Here is a 22,057-nt window from a genome sequence, read left to right as displayed (position 1 = left end):
TGACGATGACAGATAAGTTTAACTACGAGGAGCTTGGCCTTAAGGTCGGTCTCGAGATTCACAGACAGCTTGATACCAAGAAGCTGTTTTCACCAGTCCCGAGCGAGCTAAGCGACGAGGTTGATTTCACCTTTGAGCGCCGTTTGAGGCCGACGATGAGCGAGCTTGGGGAGATTGATCCAGCGGCCCTTGAGGAATTCAAGAAGGGAAAGAAGTTCATCTACGAGGGCAACTATAAGCTTACAGACCTCGTTTATATGGATGAGGAGCCGCCGAGGGGACCGGACAGGGAGGCCCTTGAGGTGGCACTCCAGATAAGCTACCTCCTCAACGCCAAGCCCGTCGATGAAGTTCACTTCATGCGCAAAATCGTTATAGACGGTTCCAACGTCTCCGGCTTCCAGAGGACGGCAATAGTTGCCATGAACGGGAAGGTTGACACCCCTTGGGGAAGCGTGGGGATCCCGACGGTCTGCCTTGAGGAGGACGCATGCAGAATCGTCGAAAGGAAGGAGAAAGAGGTAATCTACCGCCTTGACCGCCTTGGAATACCGCTGGTTGAGATAAGTACCACTCCAGACATACACCACCCGGAGCAGGCTAAAGTCGTTGCCAAGTACATAGGCGACGCTTTGAGGGCCACCAGAAAGGTCAAGCGCGGTCTTGGAACCATCAGGCAGGACCTCAACGTCTCGATCAGGGGAGGAGCGAGGGTCGAGATAAAGGGCGTCCAGGAGCTCGACATGATCCCGCTCATCATAGAGAGGGAAGTTGAAAGACAGCTCAACCTGCTCAAGATAAGGGACGAGCTGAAGAAGAGGTGCGTTAAGCCTGAGGATCTCAAAGAGGAGTTCTACGATGTGACAGATGTCTTCCAGAACACGGGCTCGAAGATAATCGCTAGGGCAATAAAGAAGGGCGGCAAGGTTCTCGCGGTGAAGCTCCCCAAGTTCCGCGGCCTCATCGGAAAGGAGGTACAGCCGGGGAGAAGGCTCGGAACTGAGATGGCAGACAGGGCCAAGAAGTACGTGAAAGGAATATTCCACATCGATGAACTGCCGAATTATGGAATTACAGAATTAGAGGTTAACGCTGTTATCGAAAAACTTGAGTTGGGAGAGGAAGACGCCTTCGTTCTGGTTGCCGCCGAGGAAGAGACTGCCAAGAACGCGCTCCGCGAAGTCCTCAATAGGGCAAGGGAAGCAATCGAAGGCGTCCCAGAGGAGACGAGGAGGGCCCTGCCAGACGGCAACACCCAATACATGCGTCCTCTTCCTGGTAAGGCGAGGATGTATCCAGAGACGGACATACCCTCGATATTCCTCCCGCCTGAGGAGAAGGAGAGGATAAAGGCAAACCTGCCTGAGCTCCCGCAGGAGAGGGTTGAGCGCTATGTTAAGGAGTACAAGATAGACAGAAGCTTAGCCGAGACGCTGGTGAACGATGAGCGCGATGAGCTCTTCGAGGAGCTTATTCAGAGGGGCGTCAAACCCTCGCTCGCCGCTTCAATACTCGTGGTTGTTCTCAAGGGCCTCAAGAAAGAGGTTCCGATAGAGAACGTCACCGATGAGCACATCAGGGAGGCCTTTGAGCTATATCTCGAAGGAAAGATAGCCAAGGAGGCCTTTGAGGAGATATTCAAGGAGCTCGCCCTTCACCCGGAGAAGACGGCTAAGGGAGTAGCAGAGGAGAAAGGCTTAACCCTCCTCAGCGAGGAAGAGGTGGAGAGAATCATCGATGAAGTGGTACAGGCCAACATTGACGTCATCAAAGCCAAGGGCATGGGAGCGATGGGCATGATAATGGGAAGGGCCATGGCGAAGCTCCGCGGAAGGGCCGACGGAAAGCTTGTGAGCTCTCTCGTCAGGAAGAAGATTCAGGAGATGGCGAGCTGAGGTTTTTAAGGCCTTTTCTTTTATTTCCCTTGTGAGCGATGATGAAAGCCAGATTCATCGTTCTCTACTGCATCATGGAAGATGAGCCAAAAGACCTCAATATAAAGGGCTACCTCAAACTTTTAGAGCCTGATGCCCAGACTCTCACCGATGCCCTTCTCCAGATCGCCCAGACTTCAGAGGTTATAACGATTCTCAAGGTCAGCGCTGGAGATTACTCCGTTGTGTACGTTGTCTCGGGAAAGATCGAGGGACTTCAGTGCAGAGAGGCCTACGAGTTCCTTGTTCAGAAGGAAAATGGCCTGTCAAAGGTGGCGAAAGAGATAACCAGTGGGAGTTCAGAGAAGTCAGCTCTGAGTGGTGCCCTGATCCTGGCAGGAATAGCGGTTTTATCCTACGCTGGCTACCGCTACCGTATGCTCTCGGAGATAAACAATTTGCTCCTATTCATTGGTGTTTTCTTCAGCGTTTTTGGAGGTATCGTAAGGGGCTATAAAAAGAAGAGGGTCAGAGCATCGGCTCCTCGTCACCGGTCGGAGTGAGGGAAATAGCTCATCATCCCCCGCTTTTGAACTGTGGGGCATTTAAATGTTTGTTCGGGCAACGTTTTTAAGAATTTCAGTAGTATAAACTCCGATGTCGTTAAAGCAGAGAACCCTTGGGGCTATCCTGAGCTGGGGAGTACGGAAGTACCTCATGTACAGCCGGATTAAATGTGGCCTTCTTTCGGCTTGCACATCAAAGCTGGAAGCCCTTTTCAAGACCGCTGGAGTTGAGTTCGTCAGACTGCTCGAACCCGATCCGGATGTTCTCGCCTCCTATGTCGACGGGCTCTACTCAAGAAAGTCCATTGAGATAGTCGAACTTACCGATGAAACAAGCAGGATGTTCTACCTGGCGTTTCCCCAGGTGTTCCTTAAACCGGAAGGGGAACTCAAGCCCGAGTTCACGCTCTTCTTCAACGTGAAGAGCAGGGAAGGACTTGAGGCCCTTCTCAAGGTGATAGTGGGGAAGAGGATTGGCGGGAGGAGATACAGGCACCGCTCCGGAATAAACTTTGCTGTGAGCTTTCTGGGGAGCTTTCTTCTCTCGGTGCTCGTCAGCTCCAGCAATTTCTGGCTTCAGTACATCCTTCTCATTGCCCTTACTCTCCTGATATACGCCGTCCTCGACTACCCCTTCTCGCTCCTCCATCTGAAGGGTGTTGAGGTTCTCTCGAATGATCCAATTGGGAAGGAGACCGTTAAGGTCGTTAGGATGGTTCGGTTGGGAAAGAAAAAGGAAAAGGCTGAGTAGGCCTTTTAAACTCCATGAGAGATAATGGGGCGATGATAGCGGAAGCTATGCTCGTGATGATCCTGCTTTGGGACGGCCACTTCTTTCTCAGGTACCTGCTGAGCTTTGGGAAGGGATACTCCACCCGTGGATGGAAGCCCGAGGTCAGCATTATTATACCCGCCCACAACGAGGAGGATAACATAGGCAGGGCAGCAAAAGCCGCTCTGGAACAGGATTATCCCAACATTGAGGTCATAGTTGTCGACGACGGTTCGACTGATAACACGTACAAAGTCGCTTCGTCGATAAACGATCCCCGTCTGAAGGTCATCAGAGTTCCCCACTCGGGGAAGGCGAATGCCCTGAACAAGGGGCTCAGCGTAGCTTCCGGTGAAGTCATCGTTACGACCGACGCCGATGGATGGCTGGATGAGAAGGCCGTTGGAAGGCTCATCGAGAGGTTTTATGGAGAGGATGTGGTCGCCGTTGGCGGGCAGGTCAGGGTCTTTCCGGGGAGTTTTTTGGAGCTGGCGCAGGATATAGAGCACCTCAGGATAGCGATCTTCAGGAGGGCTCATGAGGTCAATAATCTGAGCCTTGCTCCCGGTCCGGTTTCGGCCTTCAGGAGGGATGCTCTGGAGAAGGTTGGGGGCTTTGTTGAGGATCCGGTCGAGGACTACGCGACGACAATTGCCCTCAAAGAGCTTGGAAGAGTCGTTTACGCGCCCGATGCAAGGGTCTGGGTCAGGATGCCGACTTCCCTCAGAAGACTGTGGAGGCAGAGGAGGAGGTGGTTCCTGGGGGACCTTCCCAAGCTTGGTAGCGGACCCCTCAAGGAGAGAGCGTTTCTGGTGATAAGCGATGGGGTTGCCCTTGCCGACGTTCTCTTTCCCCTCACTGCAATGGCCCTGGGAAGGTGGGTTCTCCTGGCAGTCTTTCTGGCCTTTGAAATCTTTACGATGGCGGTTGCCGTGTGGAAAGAAAGGGGCCTTCTTAGAGAAATCCTGCTCTTTCCATTTGTCCTGTGGTTCTGGGCGGCTTTCTACCTCTCGCTTCACGTCTACGGTTATCTAAAGTTTGCGCTCGCAAAGGATGAACCGGTGGAATGGGAGTGAATCGGAGGGGATAGGAGGGGACAGAAAAAATCCAGAAGGACTATTCCTCCTTCAGAACTGTCTCTATAGCTTTTTTGAGCTCGTCGTAGGCCTCCTGGAGGGACTCGGGGATGACCTTGGTGTCGGCTACCACCGGCATAAAGTTCGTGTCTCCGTTCCAGCGGGGGACTATGTGGAGGTGAACGTGATCGTCTATTCCGGCCCCGGCAACCCTGCCGAGGTTCACACCAAGGTTGAAGCCGTCGGGGTTCATAGCTTTCTTTATGGCCTTTATCATAAGCTGTGAGAGCTTCATAATCTCGAGGAGCTCATCGTCGGTTAGATCCTCCCACTTTCCAACGTGCCTGTACGGGGCTATCATGACGTGGCCTGGGTTGTATGGGTAGTTGTTCATTATCACGAAAGAATATTTTCCCCTGTAGAGGATGAGCCTCTCCTTATCCCGGTTTTCCTTCGGGAAGTCGCAGAATATACATCCTTCATGCTTCGGTGAGCGTATGTACTCTATCCTCCAGGGCGCCCATAGGGTCTTCAATCTCTCACCTCCAGGAAAGGGTAAAAAAGAAGGTTAAAAAGTTTCGCCTCAGCGACGCTTTAGAATGAGGACTGCCGTGGCAAGAAGCACTACCGCCCCTGGACCGCAAATGTCACCTTTGCTTTTGTTGGATGATTTCTCTTCTGGCCTTGTATAGACCGTTGTTATCTCGACGGCTTCCGTGGGGAGTAGCTTTACCTCAGTCTTCTGGATTACTGGTTTCTCGTTGGTAACCACCGGCTTCCACTCGTTCATGAGGATGTAAGTGGCGTTATCGTATTCTATGCCTTTGATGTCCTGAATCTTCTTAACCTGCTCTAGTTTCGCTACCTCTGAGGTATCGAAAACGTAGAGTTTCTCAATTGAATCGACTTTGCTGACGTTGCTTGCCGTTCTCTGATAGGTGATTTTCACCTGGTCAACAGCCGGAGGTGCTACCTTGATCCAAGGCACGTTGTTGCAGCTCCCTGAGGGCATGTTTCTGGCGCGGATCTCCAGCTTTAGCTCTCTGAACCCGGAGAGCGCGGCATGTGAGAAAACTGTTATCCTGCTCCCGTTTATTGAGATAACCCTCGGATCGTGCATCTTCCACCTTGGAACTTCGATGCTACCTAGGTAGCTTCCGTCGGGAGAGAACACCATGAGGGTCGTGTTCTCTTCTGACTCATACTTCAGTACCAACTTTCCGTCGACTGGGGGGTACATTTTTAGATTTCCCACTGGGAAGATCCCCCCCGTAATTTTCCAGCCCCACCTTGTTTTGCCGTCAGGACCCACGTTGATCAGGCAGGTCGAGGGAGAATTCCCCAGCAGAACATAGAGGCCATCTTCGTATGGGATAACCTGAAGGATTTTCCCGTTCACGGGCTTTATGCTCTCTGTGGCCTTGATTTTGTCCCCTTCGGGAGAAACGAAAACCACCCTGGAGTCGTCCCAGATTACTGTTTTTCCTGCGTTGTAGCCTCCCCCTTCCACTTTAGGATAGTTGATCCTGTATCCAGATCCATCGGGGGATACATAGTACAGGTAGCGGGACGTCCGTGGCTTCACAAGAACGCCGTTTTCAAGGGGGACGAGGAAACTCTTTGGTTTCATTAGGGGATTCGGAGGGGAATTGTCCTCGTTTGGCAACTGGTAGGACTCGTTACTTGGGAGGACGATCACTGAGTCGCCGTTGTAATTGGAGATATAAAGCTCTTTTCCGTTAGATGCTACTTGTTCCGCTGAGGAGGGGAGACGGAAGATCTCCCGGAGCGTGCCGTTGGAATAGGATAGGATGTAGCCGCTCTGAGGATAATAGCTTGATAGAATGACCCACTGTATCTTGTTGCCAGTTATTACGTCCGTTATCCATCTTGGGAAATACATGTGTGACCATTCCACCTGGAGGTCCTTTGAGAGTTTGTAAACGATCGGGAAGCCAGAATCGATTCCTACCACGAACAGAGAATCCCCCTGTTTTATTACGTGACCTCCCACACCCAGACTTCTCCAGAAAGCAGTTCCCGTGATCACACTGCTCTTTTCATCAAGCTTTATTAAGTAGTCTGAGAACGCATGCCCCTCAAAGTTTCCAACTAGGGACTTGCCGAGGATGTAAGTTTTCCCGTCTTCTGGAATCATATCCACGGGGATAAGAACTGGATTAAAAGTTCCTGGTATGGGCCCCTTTCTGTCCAGTCCGTACTTTCTCTTTAACTCCTCCATCACTTGTTCTTTGACTCTTTTGTACTCTTCTTCTCCCTGCTGTTCTTTGATCCTCTCTCCTTGGGTTCTATCCCATATACTTAGCTCCTCCAGCATTTTGGACTCCATCTCTTCCCTCAAGTCCATTGCTGAAATCATTGTAAGTTCCCTGCTCGATATTAGCTCTCCATCTGAGTACGACAGTTCCAGAATTTTTGGCTGGTAATCGGGTAGAGTGGTTCCAAACAAGGGCGTTAAGAGGGGTGTGTATTTTATTTTCTCCTCGGAATGTCCAATGCCTCCAACCAGGAGCCCTTTACCTGTGGGGGTGACGGCGGTTGCTCTGAAGCCCGGGATGATCTTGACCCACTTTACTTCTCCCTTTTCTGAGATGAAGGCAATCCAACTGCCCTCTTTTCCGGCTAGGGTTCCAGCCACGTAAACTCCGTTTGAGGTTGGGCTTAGGAGTACCCTCTTGCTGAGAGAAACGATTGGACCGAAGGATACATTTATGGAAATTGCCCATTCGACCTTCAGGTTTTCCTCGAGTTTTGCTATCTTTAAGGGGTCCGTGTTGAGGCATACGTACAGTGAGTTTTTGGAGCTGGTTATGCCATATAAAAACTCCCCCTCGCCTGTTTCCAAGGAGTTGACAATTTTTCCTTCAGGATTTATCTCAACCAGTTTTTTCCCGCTGGAGAGGATCAAGTTATCCCCGAGCTTGCTTCCACTCTGAGCGTTGAATCCTGGAAGGAAGAATGCTTTGTAGAGCTTTCCATCTTCATTGAGGATAACCACTGCCGTACCGTAATCTCCCCACGCCGCGAAGGCAGGGTGGCCATATAATTCGCCGGCCCATGCTATACTGTGATACTGAGAGAACACCAAAGCGGATTTTGGAAATGTTGCCGCTTGAGTTCCTGGAGCGTTCGCCACTATACTTAGGATTAGAGTTATAATTAGCAACACTTTCCATTTGTTCATGGTATCACCCGGGATTATTCCATATTCACAACTTATAAAGATTTAGATAACAACTTCAAAAAGTCAAATCGAAAGATTTATAACTCGCTCCCAGTTTTCTTAGACGGGACGGGCCCGTGGTCTAGACTGGTTATGACGCCGCCCTCACACGGCGGAGGTCCGGGGTTCGAATCCCCGCGGGCCCACCATTACAGCCCTTGCTTGCGCAAGCGCTGGCGGAAAAGAGTATGCGTTTTTAGCGAGCTAGCTCTTGAGTGGGTTTGCTTATCGAGTTGCCAGATTTACAGGATTTCTTCACAGTATAGCGCTCTTCGAGCGCTAAAAAGAAAGTTTGAAATCAAAAGTAGTGTGATATTTTGAGGTTAAACCCGCACAAAGTTGCCTTTTGAGCGGGCATACACTAACGGAGGAGCAAGTCCAAAGAGAAGGGAGCACTTTTGGTTAAGCTTTTCCTAAAAGCTTCCTGCGCGACGTTGAAGCAAAGCTTCAACGCACGGGACGATAGTCCCGTTGAGTTTGATCAAGGTTCGTGGTTCCTTTTAAGGTTGCCCTTCTACGAGGATTTTCAAGTACACGAGCTATCATTAGCGAATTCCTCGAGTTTTGAACTGTTGAAAAGGAGTTTTCTCACTTTGACGCCCTTCGGGCGTCGATTAAAAGCAAACTCACAGAAAACAAGCCCGTTAAAAACTGGAATTCCAATCCGGTAGCAAGTTTCTCGAAGAAAATCCTCTGAAAACGACACTTTTGACAAGAACCGCGAACTTTGATGAAACTTTGCTTGCAAAGTTTCAGCGCTGGCGGAAAGTTGTTCTTTTGTATCAATGTTAGAACCAAGGACAATTGCTGGGATTAAGAGGGTCAAAATGAGTAAAATAGAAAAGCTCACTCCGCGAGCCTCTTCTTCATGAATGCTTCGAACCTGTCCATCGCCTTCTCAAGGATCTCCACCGGCGGGAGGAAGACAATGCGGAAGTGCCAGTCGCCCGCCCTGCCGAATCCGGAGCCGTGGACGAAGAGAACGTGGGCCTCGTGGAGGACGTCCATGACGAAGTCGAAGTCGTTCTTCCACTTGGAGCGTTCATCTATGCGCGGGAAGACATAGAAAGCTCCCTGCGGCTTCTGGGCACTTATCCCCGGTATCTCCTGCACGCGCTTGTAGATGTAGTCCCTCCTCTCCTTGAGCTTCGCCATGTACCTCTCAAGGTAGTCCATCGGACCGTTGAGGCCTGCTATCGCCGCGAACTGAGCTGGGGTGTTCGGGCAGACCCTTATCCTGGCGAGCTTGTCTATTGCCTCCCTGACTTCGGCGAGCTTGCCCTCAGGGTCTACGTAGTAGAGGTATCCCAAACGCCAGCCGGTGGCGAAGTAAACCTTGGAGAGGCCGTTCATGACGATAACCGGAACGTCCTTGGTGAGCGAGCCGGGAGATACGTGCTTGCCCTCGTAGGTCATGAGGTCATAAATCTCGTCGCTGATCACGGGAAGGTCGTACTCACCGGCCAGATCCAGGACGGCTTTAACCGTCTTCTTCTCGTAGAGCGCCCCCGTCGGGTTGTTGGGATTTATAATGGCTATTCCCTTAGTTCTCTCGTCTATGAGCTTTCTCATATCGTCTATGTCCGGCTGCCAGCCGTTCTCCTCGACGGTCATGTACTCCCTGGGCTCGGCACCGTAGAACTTAACCAAACCTACGTAGGGCGGATAACTCGGGCTGGGAACCAGTATGTTGTCGCCGGGATCGAGAAGTCCCCCAAAGACGAACTGTAGGGCCTCTGTAACGGCAGCGGTAACCCTCACATCGTCCGCAGTGATGTCCACGCCGTTCTTCCTCTTCTCGCGCTGCACTATTGCCTCCCTAAGCTCGGGCAGACCCTCGCTTGGCCCGTAGTAGTTGTGTCCCTCCTTTATCGCACGACAGTAGGCTTCCTGCATGTGCTCCGGCGGCTGGAAATCGTACTTTCCGGGATCGCCGATGTTGAGCCTGATGACGTCAACACCTTTCTTCTCAAGCTCCCTCGCGGGGAGAATAACGTCCCTGATGGCGTACTCGATTCCCATTGCTTTTTTCGACGGAGTTATCATATCAATCACCGTTCGAATGCTGAAAGTTTCATCCTAAAAACCTTCCGTCCGGGAAAAGGCTTATTAAAGCGCCTTTGAACCTCCTCCCATGAACGTTCTGATCCCCCTCATCGTTGGGCTTGGTCTGGGATATCTCCTTCAGAAGGTCCATTTAATCGGTAGACCTGGCCGAAAAGCCCTCGAACTTTCCATCTCCATCAGCGTTCTCCTCCTTGTATTCCTGATGGGGGTGAACTTCGCGGAGACGGGGATAGATGTGGGCGACGTGACCATCGTGTCCACGGTCTTTGCCATACTGACCTCCGCTGGGAGCCTCATCCTCGCGATCCTCCTATGGGGGTGGGAGAAGTGAGCAAATTCAGTATCCTGGTTTTCTCGGCTCTTCTCCTGGGTATTGCCGTCGGTTTTCTGTTTCACCCGAATATCGGAAGAGGTTACGAGATCGCTCTCTACCTTCTAATATTCCTGATAGGCGTTGACATCGGAGGAAGCGTTAGTGAGGGAACTGGGAGGATACCGAAAAAAGCACTGATGCTTCCTTTCTCCACTCTCATCGGTTCGATCGCCGGGGCGGCTCTGGGGGCTGTCGTTATGGGGCTCTCCCTGAAGTATTCCATCGCCGTTGGGGCAGGCTGCGGGTGGTACTCTCTCACGGGGCCGGTAATAGCGCGCTACTCCGCGTTCTACGGGGCACTTGGATTCCTGGCCAACATCCTGCGCGAGCTTCTCACCGTGGTGCTCTATCCCCTCCTGATACGGCACATACCAAAGGAGGCGGCCGTTTCGATCGGCGGGGCAACGACGATGGACACTACGCTGGGACTCATCACAAAAGCGGGCGGTAGGGATGTGGCGCTGACGGCTTTCATCCACGGATTCATCCTGACCGTGCTGGTGCCGTTTATTCTCCCAATAATTCTAGGACTTTGAAGGAAAAGAACAGTCACGAAGGAGGAAAGAAAGTAAAAAAATCACTCCTTCCAGCGCGGGTTGTCGATAACCTTGACTTCCCCGTTTTCCTCGATGACCAGCTTGGAGAAGCCCTTCTCGGCTATCGAGCCGTAGTCGTGGCCTGCATCAGCGGGATAAATCGCCAGGAATATGAAGGGCTCGTCGCTGGTGTTAACGGTTCTGTGGGCCCAGTAGGGCGGCACGTAGACTACGGTTCCGGGTCCCATCGGTATCCACTCGGCCTTTCCTTCGGGCGTCTGGAGGAGCATTCCGCCCTTCCCTTTGATTCCATAGTAGATTTCGGCCCTGTCGGCCTTCGCGTGGAAGTGTCCCTTGGTGAAGAAGAACTCCTTTCCAACCTTTCCAGGGTAGAGAACGGTCGTGGCGAAGTTGAGGTCGCCGTCCTTCTCCTCCTGCTCAACCGCGTAGACCTCGTAGACAACTGGATCCTCTTTGAGGAGCTCGTTGTAAGCGTCTTCGTCCTGGAAGTAGCCCTTAAGGTTGCTGAGCCTCCTCACAAGTTTTTTGGCGCCGGGAATAACGCCGGTCTCAAGGTCTATGTTAACCCCAATCGGAAGCTTGTACTCCATCAGCATCACCGTTTTAGAAATGGGGGAAGGGCTATTTAACCTTTCGCTTCTGTATCACCGAGAGTGTTACACAAGGAGGTTCAGGGAGTACGCCACCCCAACGGCCACTGCCCAGTAGCCGGCGTTCCACCTCAGGACCTTCCATCCGTCGAGGGGAGGTACCGGCCAGAGGTTGAAGAACGCCAGCCAGAAGTTGAGGAAGGCCGTTATCGCCAGGGCAGTTTGCAGGCCTCCAGAGGTTATCTGGATCAGGACCAGCGAAATAATTCCGATTACCATGTTCGATGCCGGGCCTGCCAGGGCTATCTTTCCGAAGGCTTCTCTATCTGCGAGCATGTATGGGGCGTATATTTGAACAGCGCCGACGGCGGCGAATATCCACGTGGTTCCGGTGAGGGCTTTGCTGGCGATCCCGATGGCCAAGGCAAGGACGATGCCAGTGTCCCACCTTCGATAGAACGCCCTGTATCCGTAGCGCTCGGCTGTCCACCTGTGGGCGAGTTCATGGAAGATGAAGGCAGTTATGAGCGCTAGGGATATGTAGGGGACGTTTTTGAGGTTGAAATCGGCGAACAGGAGGAGAAGCACGAAAAAAGATACGGCAAGATCCTCGACCTCGCGGGGATTCATCTAGCTCTCACCTCAATCTTCTTGCCGAGCACGAGCTCGGCCGCCCTCACTGCCGCCCCTCCAGTGCCCACTGCGATTCTAACCTGGTCCTCCGGGACGTAAACTATGATTTTGTCGCCCTCGTATTCAACCTCGAGGATCTCCACGTTCAGCATCTTCCTGAGCCTTTCCAAAACCTCTGTCATGGCTGCTCCCCTTTCAAATAGCCGCTCTGGGGTTATAAAGGTTGCCCAACCCTCCTGGATAAATAGACCGTCTTTCTGGCTTCCACGAGTTAAGTATGCGTTCGATCCCCTCCTTGTGACCCATTCCGACTACCGCTATTATCCTGGGCCTCTTTACGCCCCTGGCGAGGAGATCATCAACGGCCCTCTTCAGGTTCAGGGCCATTATCTCGTTCCTTTCCTCGACGAGAACGCGGAAGAGGTAGGGGTACCTTACCTTGAACTCCCTCATCATGTCCCTGTAAGCTGAGAGCATGTCCTTCTCCCCAACTTCCTCCCCCATTCCGGGCAGAAAAACCAGCGAGCCTTCCAGGATAAGGAAGAGTTTTTCTCTGAGCGGAGCCTGGAGTATCTTTCCCATGATAACCCTTATGTCTTCGTCTATCAGCAGTACCGGTATCCCCAGCCTTCCTGCGGTCTCTATGGCCCCGAGCATCTCGCCGCCAGGGGCCATTCCGAACTCCTCCCCGAGCTTTTCCTCGAGCTTCGTCAGGAGGTAGCTCACCAGTCCTGCCCTTCCAAGCCTCAGGCTCTCCCGCAGTTCTGCCTTTTTTCCCATCTGGAGCCCCTGGAACCTGGGTATGTCGAGTTCAACTGCCACCGCCGCTGGCTTCTCCCTCTCTATCTCGCGGGTTACCTCCTCCCGGCTCCTCGGCGAGACGTGCATGGTTCCAATGACCTTAACGTAGCGCAGGTAGCTCATTTTCCATCCTCCAGAAGGTTTCTAATCGCCAACGAGCCAGATTTAAATGTTATAACGTCGAAGTCCCTCGGGATCACGAAGTTCACACCAAGGCTCTCACATATTTTTGAGGCCTCCGCCGCGTACTCGTCGTAGCCGTAGCGGAAGGCCCTGTGGAAGAGCGCCAGGAACTTTACCTTAGCCCTTCTCGCCGTATCACAGGCTTCCTCAACCGTCGAGTGGTAGCTCTCTCCCCTGTCCTCAGGATTCAGGTAAGTCGCCTCGTGAATGAGAAGATCGGCCCTCTCAGCGAAGAGCTTCACCCTCTCGCACGGCTCGGTGTCGCCGGTGTAGGCTATTTTTAAGCCCTTTCTCCTTGGGCCCGTAACGTCCTCAAGCCGGATTATCTTGCCGTTCCACTCGATTTTACCTTCTCTCTCAAGCTTCCCAAGTACCGGCCCTTCCTCAAGACCGTACTCCTCCAGCTTTTCCTTCAGGAACTCTCCCCTCCTGTCCTTCTCCTTGAAGACGTAGCCAAGGGCTGGAACCCCGTGCTCAACCTTGAATGACCACACTTCATAGCCCCCAAACTTCAGCCTCGTCTCCCCAAGCTCATGGACGTGGATATCGAATCCCGGCCTGAAGAAGCCGCTGTTCAGGAAGTTCTGAACGAATTCAAAGGTGTACTTCGGCCCGTAGATGTGGAGCGGCTTTTCCCTGTTCCAGAGGTTCATTGTTTGAATAAGCCCCCCCAAACCGAGGTAGTGGTCGCCGTGAAAGTGCGTGATGAAGATCTTCTCCACCTTCATCGGGCTGAGCTTTGCCGTGTTCATCTGCCTTATCGTGCCCTCCCCTGCATCGAAGAGGATTATCTCCCCCTTATAGCGGAGGGCTATCGCTGGCACGTTCCTTTCGCGCGTTGGCATTATTCCACCGGTGCCGAGGAAGAAGACTTCAAGCATGTTAGGGGGTTTCAGCCTGGACTTAAAAATGCTCCCCTCCCCCTCTTGGGTTTTTTCGAAAATCTCTCGTGTTATGTTCCAATAAAGTAAATAAAAATCGGGAAAAGGGTTTTATATTTTGAAGTGTAACAACTATTGAGTTTACGTAGGTTTGCCGTGGTTTTCTGTTCTGCAACCCGTAAACTTCACTGGAAGGGGGTTGGTTGTATGGTGAAGAAGCTCTTAACGCTGTCTTTCCTTTTCATTGTGGCGATTTCCCTTGCCGCTTCTTCCAGAGTGGTTACGGCTCAGGACGCAAACCTCATCGACGGGATTGGAGGTAGGGTCATCGAGGACGGAGACATCATCATAGGGGATCGCGGGGACTACTTCTGGATGTACGAGAACGGGAGCGGGGGAGTGATCGGGAAGTTCCACACGGGCTACGAGAAATGGGACGAGATGGTTGCTTGTGACGTGAACGACGACGGAAGGGCCGAGATAATCCAGGGCGACAGGAGCACCGACAAGATCTACATCTACGACATGTACGGGAACGAACTAGGAAAGCACGATGTTAACTTCGAGGCCGGCGACGATTTGGCCTGCGGAGATCTTGATGGGGATGGGAAGGCTGAGATAATCCACGCCGACAGGAACAACTGGATACACATCTTCGACGAGAACTTCAACCTGGTGAACCAGTTCAAGGTTGATGACTTTAAGGATGGCGATGCCATAGGCGCGGGAGACTTCGACGGAGATGGGATTGACGAAATCGTCCACGCCGATGCAAGCGAGGACACCCTATCGGTGTACGACGTCAACGGAAACTCCCTTGGAACGATTGAGGTGGACTCCTTTGACATTCATGAGAGGGACGAGATGGCTATCGGCGACGTCGATATGGATGGCCTCGATGAGATAGTCATAGCCACACAGGACACCAAGAAGAGGGGGATCCATATATTCAAGCTCGAGAAGGACGGTGCACAGTTCAAGGGGAACGAGATAGGAGTATTTACAATACTGTTTTACAAGGGCGACAGAATAGCGGTTGGTGATGTGAACACCGACGGCGTTGACGAGATAGTGTGGGCCTCTCAGTACAATGGCAGGGTCAAGGTCTACAACATGGTGGGAGACCTGCTGAACGGCCCCGATGGACTTCAGACGGAGTTCACCTACGGTGCGGGCATAGCAGTTGCGGATGTGAACGGAGACTCCATAGTTGTGGGCCCTCCCAACAAAGCCGTCCTCCACGTCGTGAACAAGGTCATAGCGGTAATAAACGCCCCGCCCGTTGACTATGACGTCATAAACGAGAGCGGGACATTTTACTCAGCGTACACGAGTAAGCAGACCCAGATGACCAGCGCTTCAATAAAAGCCACCACGGACATGAAGCTGACCGCGGAGCTCACGTTCGTGCAGAACATACCTGGGCTCGTCAAGTACGAGCTTGGCCTGAAGAGCATGATCGGCCAGAAACGTCAGAGCGAGACCGGCAAGAGCTACGAAACCGCAGTAACATACAAGATGCGCGCGGACATGGCTGATGGGGCCATTTACGTGAGCACGGACTACGACGTCTACGAGTTCCCCATAATCTGGCCGCCGGAGCTTGCAGTCGTAAACGGCAAACAGCAGTATATCCTCGTGTCGGTCCCCAAGGGACCCCCCAATGCTCACTTCACATCCTACGACTCGGATCTCCACGAAATAGGCGACATCAACACATATCCAAGCAAGATAACAGAACTCAAGAACTACGACGCAAGCAGAGTCCTCGGAGTCTTCACCATAGAGGCGAGCAACGTCCAGAGCTCCTACGAGCAGTACATGAAGCAACTCCACTGGGAAAAGGATGCCAACACGTTCTCCCTTGGACTCTCACTCTCCTTCAAAGGCACGCTGGGGAGCAAGGTTCTCACGGGGTTCGAGGGCTCAATCCAGGGCGACTACGGCTACGAGAAGCTGACGACCCACGAAATGAAGTTCTCAAACGAGACCTCCATCCTGGTGGCCTACGATGGGAGGATAGACGACAGGGACAAGTGGTACAACGCCACAGGGGTCATCTACAGGGACAGCGAGGACGGGCATCTCGTTCTGGACTTTTACGTGCCGAGCAAGGGGAAATACTACGAACAGAGGAACCAGAGCCCGATTTTCATAAACATCGGCTTTCTCAAGCTGAACCTCGACGTACTGAGGATGTTAAACAAGCCGCCTGAGTGCTCAATAGTGGCGACACCAAGCTCTGGAAAGAGACCCCTCAGTACGACCCTAAACCTGAACCTCAACGACCCGGAGAACGGCAGTTTGAGATGGGAGATAGACTTCGGAGACGGCATAACAGGAGAGGGGAACGCCTCTCAGGTCTTGCACACCTATCAGGAAGAGGGACTCCATACGGTAACGCTGACTGTTTACGACCCGTGGAGCGCGAACGCAACATGCACCGCCAAAATAAACGTCCAGCACAACGAAAAGCCCAACGCCCTCTTCAGCTACTCACCGTCGGAGATAACGGCCGGAGACGAGGTCAGCTTCATGGACAGCTCAAGCGACCCGGACGGGAGCGTGGCCAAGTGGAGCTGGAACTTCGGCGACGGAACCTTCTCGGACGAGAGGAACCCCAACCATTCCTACGCCGCTCCTGGAACCTACACGGTAATGCTCACCGTCGAGGACGAGAGCGGGCTGAGAGGGAGCTACACGAAGGAGATAAAGGTCGAGCCGAAGAACTACCTCCCCACAGCGGACTTCACGTTCCTGCCCAAGGAGCCGAAGGCAGGAGAAGAGGTGAGCTTCGCCGATAAATCCACCGACAGGGACGGGGAAATAACGAGCTGGAGCTGGGACTTTGGGGACGGCTCGACATCGAACGATGCAGAGCCGGTTCATGTTTTCACAGAAGTCGGCAACTACACGGTAACGCTGACTGTGAAGGACGATAAAGGGGGAGAGGACGTGAAGAGGATCACGTTAACGGTTCTGTCCCCCACTCCGACTGAAACCCAGACGAGTCAGACGACGCGCCCAACACACACCACTACGACCTCAAGTAGCCCTTCCCCGACACAATCTAAAACAACCACTACGCCTCAAAGCACCGCCTCCCAGCCCTCGAGTACCGGCGGAAAAGGCGGAATCTGCGGACCAGGGATATTGATTCTCCTTGTCTTAGTCTCGCTTCTGAAAAAGCACTGACTTTTTCCTTTATTTTTGCCGGGAGAAAAAAAGATTAAAACCCCAGCAACGTACTTATCTTGGTGAAGAAAATGGAAGAGCTTCTGAAGGCTTTGGAAGAGAAGGACACGAAAAAGGTGGCCAGTCTGCTCTACTACAAAGTGGACGAGCTGAGCGATGAGGAGCTTGAGGGAGTCCTCAAAAAGGCAGAGGAGCTAGCCCTGGAGAAAAAGGACTACGAACTGTACAAGCTGGTCGTCTACTACTACCACGAGTTCCTTGAGGTGGACAAGATCAGCGAGTTTGAGGAGCTCGCCGAGAAGGAAGACACCTTTGAGGTCAAGTTCCACCTCGCAGACCTTTACTTCCTCATAGGGGAGCTTGAGAAGAGCCTCGCCATGTACCAGTCCCTCCTTGAAGAGGAGACGACGAAGGGCAACGTCGAGAACGTTGCCGAGATATACTACAACATGGCGCTCATAGTTGAGGAGCTCCAGGACTACGATAAGGCCTATGAGCTCCTGGAAAAGGCCGAGAAGACCTATGAAGAGCTTGGAGCGGAGGACAAGCTCCTCCACGTTAGGGTGTACAAGGCCTACGTACGGTTCGAGATGGGCGAAACCTACGAGGCCAAGGCCATGCTGGCGGAGATACTCCCGAGGGCCGTTGAGCTGGGCGATAAAAGACTGCTGGCTGAGATCCACCTCAGCTTTGAGGAGATATTCGAGGAAGACGACGACTACGAGGCGGCCCTTCAGGAGTGCCTCTACGCTATGCTCTGGGCCAGGGAAACGGAGTACTACGACGTTGCCTTCGATGCTCTTGTCGACGTCCTCTGGCAGCTGTTCCTGGAGGACAGCTTTGACACAGTATACAACAACGCCGACATGTTCTCAAGAGCCTTCCCGAACCTCAGGGAGTTCTTCGAGGGCGTCAAGTATCTGGCACTCTTCAAGGATGGCAAGATCGAGGAGGAAAAGGTTTCCGAGATCCTTGGAAAGATCAAGGACAGGAGACTGCTCGATCTCCTCGAGTTCCTCGGCGAGGCCGAGCTTTGATCCCTTTCTTTTTGCTTAAGTTTATAAAGTAGGGCGGCCTAAAGTCCTCCGGTGAGGTTATGGCCGCCGTTCGGGCTAGGGATCTTTCGGTGTATTACAATGGACGGGTTGCCCTCCGGGATGTAACCTTCGAGCTGGGGAATTCCGAGACCCTTCTCCTCCTCGGCCCGAACGGCGCTGGAAAGACGACCCTTCTAAGAACCATCGCTGGGTTTCATCGGGAATACTCCGGTGAACTCCTTGTGTTTGAGAAGCCTCCACACGAGGCGAGGGATCTTGTCTCCTACGTCCCGCAGAGCCATTCTCTAAATGAAAGCGTTCCCTTAACTGCCCTAGAGGTAGTGGCTATGGGGGCCCTCTACAAGAGGGGCATCCTCCACAGGAAAATACCCGAGGACGTGAGGAAGAGCGCGTTTAGGGCTCTTGAGTTCGTGGGCCTTGAGGATGTGGCGGATAAGCTTTTCAGAAACCTCAGCGGGGGGCAGAAGCAGAGGGTTCTTCTCGCTAGAGCCCTGATAAGTGATCCAAAGCTTCTCCTGCTGGACGAGCCCCTCTCTGCCCTCGATCCATCGGCCAGGGCCGAGGTTGCCTCAGTTCTGAGGGAGATAAAGGTTAAGAGGAGCATAGCCATGGTGATCACCACCCACGACATCAACCCGCTCCTCGAGATAGGGGACGAGATCATGCTGATAAACCGCAGGATGATAGCCTTCGGAAAACCTGACGAGGCCCTCACCGACGAGATTATAAAGAGCGTTTATGGGCCCATGGCGAGGGCTATAAAGGTCGAGGATAAACTCTATTGCATAACCGGTGACTTCCACCTTCACCTGCACGGGGGGAGGAGGAGATGATCCCGGAGTTCATGGTGAGGGCCCTCCTGGCTAGCGTGACGATCAGCGTTCTTCTCGGGCTCCTCAGTCCCATCATAAACATGAAGGGCCTTGCATTTCTCACCCATGCCCTCTTCCACTCCCTCCTCTTCGGGGCTGTTCTTGGGATGATCCTCGGGCTGGTTCTCGGCAACCTTTCCCTTGTGATGATAGTCGCCACCCTCGTGACCCTCGTGATCGTTTTGACCATAGCGGAGCTTGAGCGCTTCGGCTTTTCCTCTGACTCCGCCGTTGGGATAGTGGCAAGCTTCGTGGCCGGGTTAACTGTCCTGGGCTTTGGAATCCTCTACAAGGTGATGGCGAATAGACCATACTTCCCCCTCACGGAGAACGTCGTTTCCTACCTCACCGGCGAGCTCTTCCTTATAACCAGGGAGAACCTCCTCGCCCTCACGGGCTTCGGCTTTCTGATACTTCTCGTCCTTCTCCTATTCTACCGCGACTTTCTCTACATAAGCTTCGACATCGAGGGCGTTGAGAGCTATGGCGGGAGGTCAAGGTTCTACCTTGTTCTCCTCTACGTTCTAGTTGGCCTCATGGGGTCTCTGATAGTCCAGAGCGTTGGACTGGTCACGCTCCAGGTCGTTGCCGTTCTCCCGGGAGCGATTGGTGTGATGCTGAGCGAGGATCTCAGGAGGATAGTCCTCACGAGTCTTCTCGTCACCCTAACCGTTCAGCTTTCCTCCGTTGTCGTGGCCTATTTCACCGCCATACCACCGAGCGGAATAGCCACGATACTCCTGGGGGCCATCTACGGTGCACTGCTTGTTAGGAAGTGATGTCAATGGGAAGGAAGCTCGCTGGGATAGACGAGGCTGGAAGGGGGCCTGTCATCGGTCCGATGGTCATAGCGGCCGCCATTGTGGATGAGGATAAGGTTGAGGAGCTTGAGAAGCTGGGAGTTAAGGACTCCAAAAAGCTGAGCCCGAAGAGGAGGGAGACCCTCTTCGATGAGATAACGTCCCTTCTCGATGACTACGTCATCATAAAGCTCTCGCCGGAGGAGATCGACTCCAGGGAAGTGACCCTCAACGAGTTTGAGGTTGAGAACTTCGTAAGGGCCTTAAACTCCCTGAAGGTGAAGCCGGACGTTGTTTACATCGACGCCGCCGACGTTAAGGAGGAGCGCTTCGGTGAGGAGATAGGCAAAAGGCTAGATTTCAGCGCCGAGATAGTGGCGGAGCACAAAGCCGACGACCGCTTCATCCCGGTATCCGCCGCCTCTATACTCGCCAAGGTGACGAGGGATCGGGAGATAGAAAAGCTCAAGGAGGAGTACGGTGAGATAGGCTCTGGCTACCCGAGCGACCCTAGGACACGGGCTTTCCTTGAGGAATACTACCGGGAGCACGGGGACTTCCCCCCGATAGTGAGGAGAACCTGGAAGACCCTGAAAAAGATCGAGGAGAAGTTCAAAAAGAAGCCGGGGCAGAGGAGCCTTGAACCGTTTCTAAAAAAGAAATGATCAGAGGTTTTCCTCGTCTTCCTCGCTGGCCTTTTCACTTTCGCTCTTTCCCCCCTTCCTTGGAAGCCCGCCCGGCTTTGGCTCCCTCCTCTTGGCTTCCCTCTCGACTGCCCTCTTCTTCGGAAGGCCGTGGTACTGGACGTAAACCGTCGGCGGGAGCGGTATCGATGGCAAGATGGTGGGAGCGGTGGTTTCTTCGGCTTTCTCTTCCTTCTCCGCCCTCTTATTCTCAACGTAATCAACGAACCTCCCTATTCTGCAGATCCTGCCGAGCCAGTAGAGGTAGTCGAGGAGGGAATCCGTGAAGGCCTCCCAGTTGACGATGTCGTAAACAACTACTCCCATAACTACTGCCGCCTCTGGGACGAGGGCAGTGGCGTAGAAGCTGAACTGCGTCTTTCCGCCCATAGCATACTGGAGGGCGAAGAGCAGAACCGTGCTCCAGAAGACGCCAAAGGGAACGAGCGCCCCTTCCCCGCGCCTCTTCCACACGTAGGGGATCGCGAAGATCGCCACTATCATGAAGAGGAGCAGGGTTGGGTTTGTGCTGGCTACAACATCAGGGTTGAAGTGGAAGTGGAAGGAGTTGCCGTTGTAGAACCACTCCCAGAAGGGCGCCGTCCACGGGTTCTCCCCCTTGTAGCTGAGGTGCCACTTGAAGCTACCCAGGAAGTCCCTGAGCCAGGGATCGAAGCCGTAGGCCTTTATTATCGGAAGCTCTGGGATAATGAAGCCAACCAGCGGAAGGATCAGGCCCGCGTTTAGGACGTAGACAAGTTCTTTAACTGCGTCTCTGCTAGAGTAGGAGAACTCCGCCAGGGCAAGAAGAGTTAGTAGGGTCAGGATGTAGAAGTATTTCGCATCCCAGAAACCTGCCCTGTGTTCCGCGTACGCCACTATAGCTCCTCCGAGGAGCGCCAGTACCACAACTATCCTGACTCCCTTCTTCCAGTCGGTTTCTCCTTTGAGGTCCGCTAGAAGCCTGAGGAATAGCACCGGATAGCCAAAGGCGCCGCTCAGCTTGGTCGCCGCTCCGAGTCCTATCCCGAGGCCGGAGAGGTTCCTCCACCCATAGGTCAGGAGGAAGACGAAGATCATGACGAAAGCGGCGACGTATATGTCGAGCATGGCCGTGACGGCTGTGGCCTGGAGCGTCGGGTCAACGGCGGCAAAGAAGAGCGCTATTAATGAAGCTAGATAGCTCTTAGTGATCCTGTAAGCCGTAAGAAGGACTAGGAGCTGGAGGAGTCCGTAGAGAACAAGCCCCGGAACGCGCCAGTCGTAGGGGTAATCCCCGAAAAGCAGCATTGAGAGCATTATGAAGTCCTTCCCCAGGAACGGGTGCTCGGTGTTTAGGTAATTCTGGATGTTGTCCTTGTCAGGGTACTGGTAGCCGGTTACGACGTAGTACGCTTCCGGCGGAATGTTGTCCTCCAGGTGCTTCAGGAACTTGTCCATTTTTTCCCTTGGAATCTCAACGTACATTCCCGGGAACTCTTTGTAGCTAATCGTGGCCGACATGTTGCCCTTGTAGATAACTAGAGCCTCGTCGACGAAGTGCCTGTACTTGAGCTTGTCCTTATCGCTCGCGAAAATGACGTTGACGCCCTCGTAGCCGTTGTGAACGTAGTGAGCCTGAAGGCCGAGCCTGTGAAGTGTGTTCCTAGCGGCCGGGACGTACCATACCTCATCCCCGACGTAGTCCTTCAAGCTGGCCTTCGAAGCCGTGTCAAAGGCGTACCAGAGGGAAGCGCCCATAATTCCGATGGCAACGAGGATGAACAGAACGAATTTTACCTGCCTCATTGTTACCATTCTACCACCCGCCGATATTGGGAGTTGCTCCTTTT

General features: G+C 53.1%; 20 protein-coding genes and 1 tRNA gene. 12 read left to right on the top strand and 9 right to left on the bottom strand.

Annotated elements, in window-relative coordinates; translation table 11 throughout:
- The first annotated feature begins 5 nt into the window (after positions 1-5).
- The 4 genes from gatE (at position 6) to A3L09_RS08185 (ending at position 4,288) form a co-directional block, all read left to right on the top strand.
- On the top strand, positions 6-1,895 hold the full coding sequence (gene gatE / locus A3L09_RS08200; protein ID WP_088858485.1) for a Glu-tRNA(Gln) amidotransferase subunit GatE: 1,890 nt from the start codon (positions 6-8) through the stop codon (positions 1,893-1,895).
- Between the two features lie 38 nt (positions 1,896-1,933).
- Positions 1,934-2,437 (top strand): hypothetical protein, encoded by a 504-nt coding sequence (locus A3L09_RS08195; protein WP_157727224.1) that lies wholly within the window; start codon positions 1,934-1,936, stop codon positions 2,435-2,437.
- Between the two features lie 94 nt (positions 2,438-2,531).
- Entirely contained in the window at positions 2,532-3,191 is a 660-nt protein-coding gene (locus A3L09_RS08190) for a hypothetical protein (RefSeq protein ID WP_157727223.1), read from the top strand.
- 32 nt (positions 3,192-3,223) lie between these two features.
- On the top strand, positions 3,224-4,288 hold the full coding sequence (locus tag A3L09_RS08185; protein ID WP_088858482.1) for a glycosyltransferase family 2 protein: 1,065 nt from the start codon (positions 3,224-3,226) through the stop codon (positions 4,286-4,288).
- Positions 4,289-4,328: 40 nt separating this feature from the next.
- On the opposite strand, the gene A3L09_RS08180 is transcribed toward A3L09_RS08185, so the two are convergent.
- Both A3L09_RS08180 and A3L09_RS08175 read right to left on the bottom strand, forming a co-directional pair.
- Complete coding sequence (locus A3L09_RS08180) at positions 4,329-4,823, bottom strand: HIT family protein (protein ID WP_088858481.1); 495 nt, start codon at positions 4,821-4,823, stop codon at positions 4,329-4,331.
- A 48-nt stretch (positions 4,824-4,871) separates the two neighbouring features.
- Positions 4,872-7,493 (bottom strand): hypothetical protein, encoded by a 2,622-nt coding sequence (locus tag A3L09_RS08175; protein ID WP_157727222.1) that lies wholly within the window; start codon positions 7,491-7,493, stop codon positions 4,872-4,874.
- Between the two features lie 110 nt (positions 7,494-7,603).
- Between A3L09_RS08175 and A3L09_RS08170 the strand changes: the two genes are divergently transcribed.
- Positions 7,604-7,681 (top strand) — tRNA-Val (locus A3L09_RS08170).
- Positions 7,682-8,378: 697 nt separating this feature from the next.
- On the opposite strand, the gene A3L09_RS08165 is transcribed toward A3L09_RS08170, so the two are convergent.
- On the bottom strand, positions 8,379-9,578 hold the full coding sequence (locus tag A3L09_RS08165) for a pyridoxal phosphate-dependent aminotransferase (RefSeq protein ID WP_088858479.1): 1,200 nt from the start codon (positions 9,576-9,578) through the stop codon (positions 8,379-8,381).
- A gap of 88 nt (positions 9,579-9,666) precedes the next feature.
- Between A3L09_RS08165 and A3L09_RS08160 the strand changes: the two genes are divergently transcribed.
- Together A3L09_RS08160 and A3L09_RS08155 are read left to right on the top strand one after the other, a co-directional pair.
- Positions 9,667-9,930, top strand: a complete 264-nt coding sequence (locus A3L09_RS08160; protein WP_088858478.1) for a hypothetical protein — start codon at positions 9,667-9,669, stop codon at positions 9,928-9,930.
- Positions 9,927-10,508 (top strand): lysine exporter LysO family protein, encoded by a 582-nt coding sequence (locus A3L09_RS08155; protein ID WP_232473510.1) that lies wholly within the window; start codon positions 9,927-9,929, stop codon positions 10,506-10,508. The genes A3L09_RS08160 and A3L09_RS08155 overlap by 4 nt, the downstream gene beginning before the upstream one ends.
- A 41-nt stretch (positions 10,509-10,549) precedes the next feature.
- Here the strand turns inward: A3L09_RS08155 and pgiA are convergent, their stop codons facing one another.
- The 5 genes from pgiA to A3L09_RS08130 all read right to left on the bottom strand — a co-directional run bounded on the left by pgiA (position 10,550) and on the right by A3L09_RS08130 (position 13,617).
- Positions 10,550-11,119 (bottom strand): glucose-6-phosphate isomerase, encoded by a 570-nt coding sequence (gene pgiA, locus A3L09_RS08150; protein WP_088858476.1) that lies wholly within the window; start codon positions 11,117-11,119, stop codon positions 10,550-10,552.
- Between the two features lie 66 nt (positions 11,120-11,185).
- Positions 11,186-11,749, bottom strand: coding sequence for a site-2 protease family protein (locus A3L09_RS08145; protein WP_088858475.1), 564 nt, complete (start codon positions 11,747-11,749; stop codon positions 11,186-11,188).
- On the bottom strand, positions 11,746-11,934 hold the full coding sequence (locus A3L09_RS08140) for a KH domain-containing protein (RefSeq protein WP_088858474.1): 189 nt from the start codon (positions 11,932-11,934) through the stop codon (positions 11,746-11,748). The genes A3L09_RS08145 and A3L09_RS08140 overlap by 4 nt, the downstream gene beginning before the upstream one ends.
- A 13-nt stretch (positions 11,935-11,947) precedes the next feature.
- Positions 11,948-12,676 (bottom strand): TraB/GumN family protein, encoded by a 729-nt coding sequence (locus A3L09_RS08135; RefSeq protein WP_088858473.1) that lies wholly within the window; start codon positions 12,674-12,676, stop codon positions 11,948-11,950.
- Positions 12,673-13,617, bottom strand: coding sequence for a ribonuclease Z (locus A3L09_RS08130; protein ID WP_088858472.1), 945 nt, complete (start codon positions 13,615-13,617; stop codon positions 12,673-12,675). Before A3L09_RS08130 ends, A3L09_RS08135 begins: the two co-directional genes overlap by 4 nt.
- Positions 13,618-13,824: 207 nt before the next feature.
- On the opposite strand from A3L09_RS08130, the gene A3L09_RS11095 reads away from it, so the two are divergent.
- From A3L09_RS11095 to rnhB, 5 genes are all read left to right on the top strand, one after another.
- Positions 13,825-16,812: a PKD domain-containing protein gene (locus tag A3L09_RS11095; RefSeq protein WP_088858471.1), complete on the top strand. Its 2,988-nt coding sequence runs from the start codon at positions 13,825-13,827 to the stop codon at positions 16,810-16,812.
- A gap of 71 nt (positions 16,813-16,883) precedes the next feature.
- The gene (locus tag A3L09_RS08120; RefSeq protein ID WP_088858470.1) at positions 16,884-17,849 is read left to right on the top strand and encodes a tetratricopeptide repeat protein; all 966 of its coding nucleotides are present in this window, start codon (positions 16,884-16,886) and stop codon (positions 17,847-17,849) included.
- Positions 17,850-17,908: 59 nt separating this feature from the next.
- Positions 17,909-18,703 carry a metal ABC transporter ATP-binding protein gene (locus A3L09_RS08115; RefSeq protein ID WP_088858469.1) on the top strand — a complete coding sequence of 265 codons (795 nt, stop codon included), beginning with the start codon at positions 17,909-17,911 and terminating at the stop codon, positions 18,701-18,703.
- Positions 18,700-19,521, top strand: coding sequence for a metal ABC transporter permease (locus tag A3L09_RS08110; protein WP_088858468.1), 822 nt, complete (start codon positions 18,700-18,702; stop codon positions 19,519-19,521). Before A3L09_RS08115 ends, A3L09_RS08110 begins: the two co-directional genes overlap by 4 nt.
- Positions 19,522-19,526: 5 nt before the next feature.
- On the top strand, positions 19,527-20,207 hold the full coding sequence (gene rnhB / locus A3L09_RS08105) for a ribonuclease HII (RefSeq protein WP_088858467.1): 681 nt from the start codon (positions 19,527-19,529) through the stop codon (positions 20,205-20,207).
- Here rnhB and A3L09_RS08100 read toward each other — a convergent pair whose 3' ends face one another.
- Positions 20,208-22,022 carry a dolichyl-phosphate-mannose--protein mannosyltransferase gene (locus A3L09_RS08100; RefSeq protein WP_088858466.1) on the bottom strand — a complete coding sequence of 605 codons (1,815 nt, stop codon included), beginning with the start codon at positions 22,020-22,022 and terminating at the stop codon, positions 20,208-20,210.
- Positions 22,023-22,057 lie beyond the last annotated feature (35 nt).

The organism is Thermococcus profundus, assembly GCF_002214585.1.
GTDB classification, from domain to species: Archaea; Methanobacteriota_B; Thermococci; order Thermococcales; family Thermococcaceae; genus Thermococcus; species Thermococcus profundus.
Note: the sequence above shows the minus strand (reverse complement) of the source record. Positions and strands in the feature narration are given on the sequence as shown.

What these genes read in the sequence shown, in the direction of transcription:
- gatE (WP_088858485.1), top strand. Translation starts at nt 6, where the DNA reads ATGACAGATAAGTTTAACTACGAGGAGCTTGGCCTTAAGGTCGGTCTC.
- A3L09_RS08195 (WP_157727224.1), top strand. Translation starts at nt 1,934, where the DNA reads ATGATGAAAGCCAGATTCATCGTTCTCTACTGCATCATGGAAGATGAG.
- A3L09_RS08190 (WP_157727223.1), top strand. Translation starts at nt 2,532, where the DNA reads ATGTCGTTAAAGCAGAGAACCCTTGGGGCTATCCTGAGCTGGGGAGTA.
- A3L09_RS08185 (WP_088858482.1), top strand. Translation starts at nt 3,224, where the DNA reads ATGATAGCGGAAGCTATGCTCGTGATGATCCTGCTTTGGGACGGCCAC.
- A3L09_RS08175 (WP_157727222.1), bottom strand. Translation starts at nt 7,493, where the DNA reads ATGAACAAATGGAAAGTGTTGCTAATTATAACTCTAATCCTAAGTATA.
- A3L09_RS08165 (WP_088858479.1), bottom strand. Translation starts at nt 9,578, where the DNA reads ATGATAACTCCGTCGAAAAAAGCAATGGGAATCGAGTACGCCATCAGG.
- A3L09_RS08160 (WP_088858478.1), top strand. Translation starts at nt 9,667, where the DNA reads ATGAACGTTCTGATCCCCCTCATCGTTGGGCTTGGTCTGGGATATCTC.
- pgiA (WP_088858476.1), bottom strand. Translation starts at nt 11,119, where the DNA reads ATGGAGTACAAGCTTCCGATTGGGGTTAACATAGACCTTGAGACCGGC.
- A3L09_RS08145 (WP_088858475.1), bottom strand. Translation starts at nt 11,749, where the DNA reads ATGAATCCCCGCGAGGTCGAGGATCTTGCCGTATCTTTTTTCGTGCTT.
- A3L09_RS08140 (WP_088858474.1), bottom strand. Translation starts at nt 11,934, where the DNA reads ATGACAGAGGTTTTGGAAAGGCTCAGGAAGATGCTGAACGTGGAGATC.
- A3L09_RS08135 (WP_088858473.1), bottom strand. Translation starts at nt 12,676, where the DNA reads ATGAGCTACCTGCGCTACGTTAAGGTCATTGGAACCATGCACGTCTCG.
- A3L09_RS08130 (WP_088858472.1), bottom strand. Translation starts at nt 13,617, where the DNA reads ATGCTTGAAGTCTTCTTCCTCGGCACCGGTGGAATAATGCCAACGCGC.
- A3L09_RS11095 (WP_088858471.1), top strand. Translation starts at nt 13,825, where the DNA reads ATGGTGAAGAAGCTCTTAACGCTGTCTTTCCTTTTCATTGTGGCGATT.
- A3L09_RS08120 (WP_088858470.1), top strand. Translation starts at nt 16,884, where the DNA reads ATGGAAGAGCTTCTGAAGGCTTTGGAAGAGAAGGACACGAAAAAGGTG.
- A3L09_RS08115 (WP_088858469.1), top strand. Translation starts at nt 17,909, where the DNA reads ATGGCCGCCGTTCGGGCTAGGGATCTTTCGGTGTATTACAATGGACGG.
- A3L09_RS08110 (WP_088858468.1), top strand. Translation starts at nt 18,700, where the DNA reads ATGATCCCGGAGTTCATGGTGAGGGCCCTCCTGGCTAGCGTGACGATC.
- rnhB (WP_088858467.1), top strand. Translation starts at nt 19,527, where the DNA reads ATGGGAAGGAAGCTCGCTGGGATAGACGAGGCTGGAAGGGGGCCTGTC.
- A3L09_RS08100 (WP_088858466.1), bottom strand. Translation starts at nt 22,022, where the DNA reads ATGGTAACAATGAGGCAGGTAAAATTCGTTCTGTTCATCCTCGTTGCC.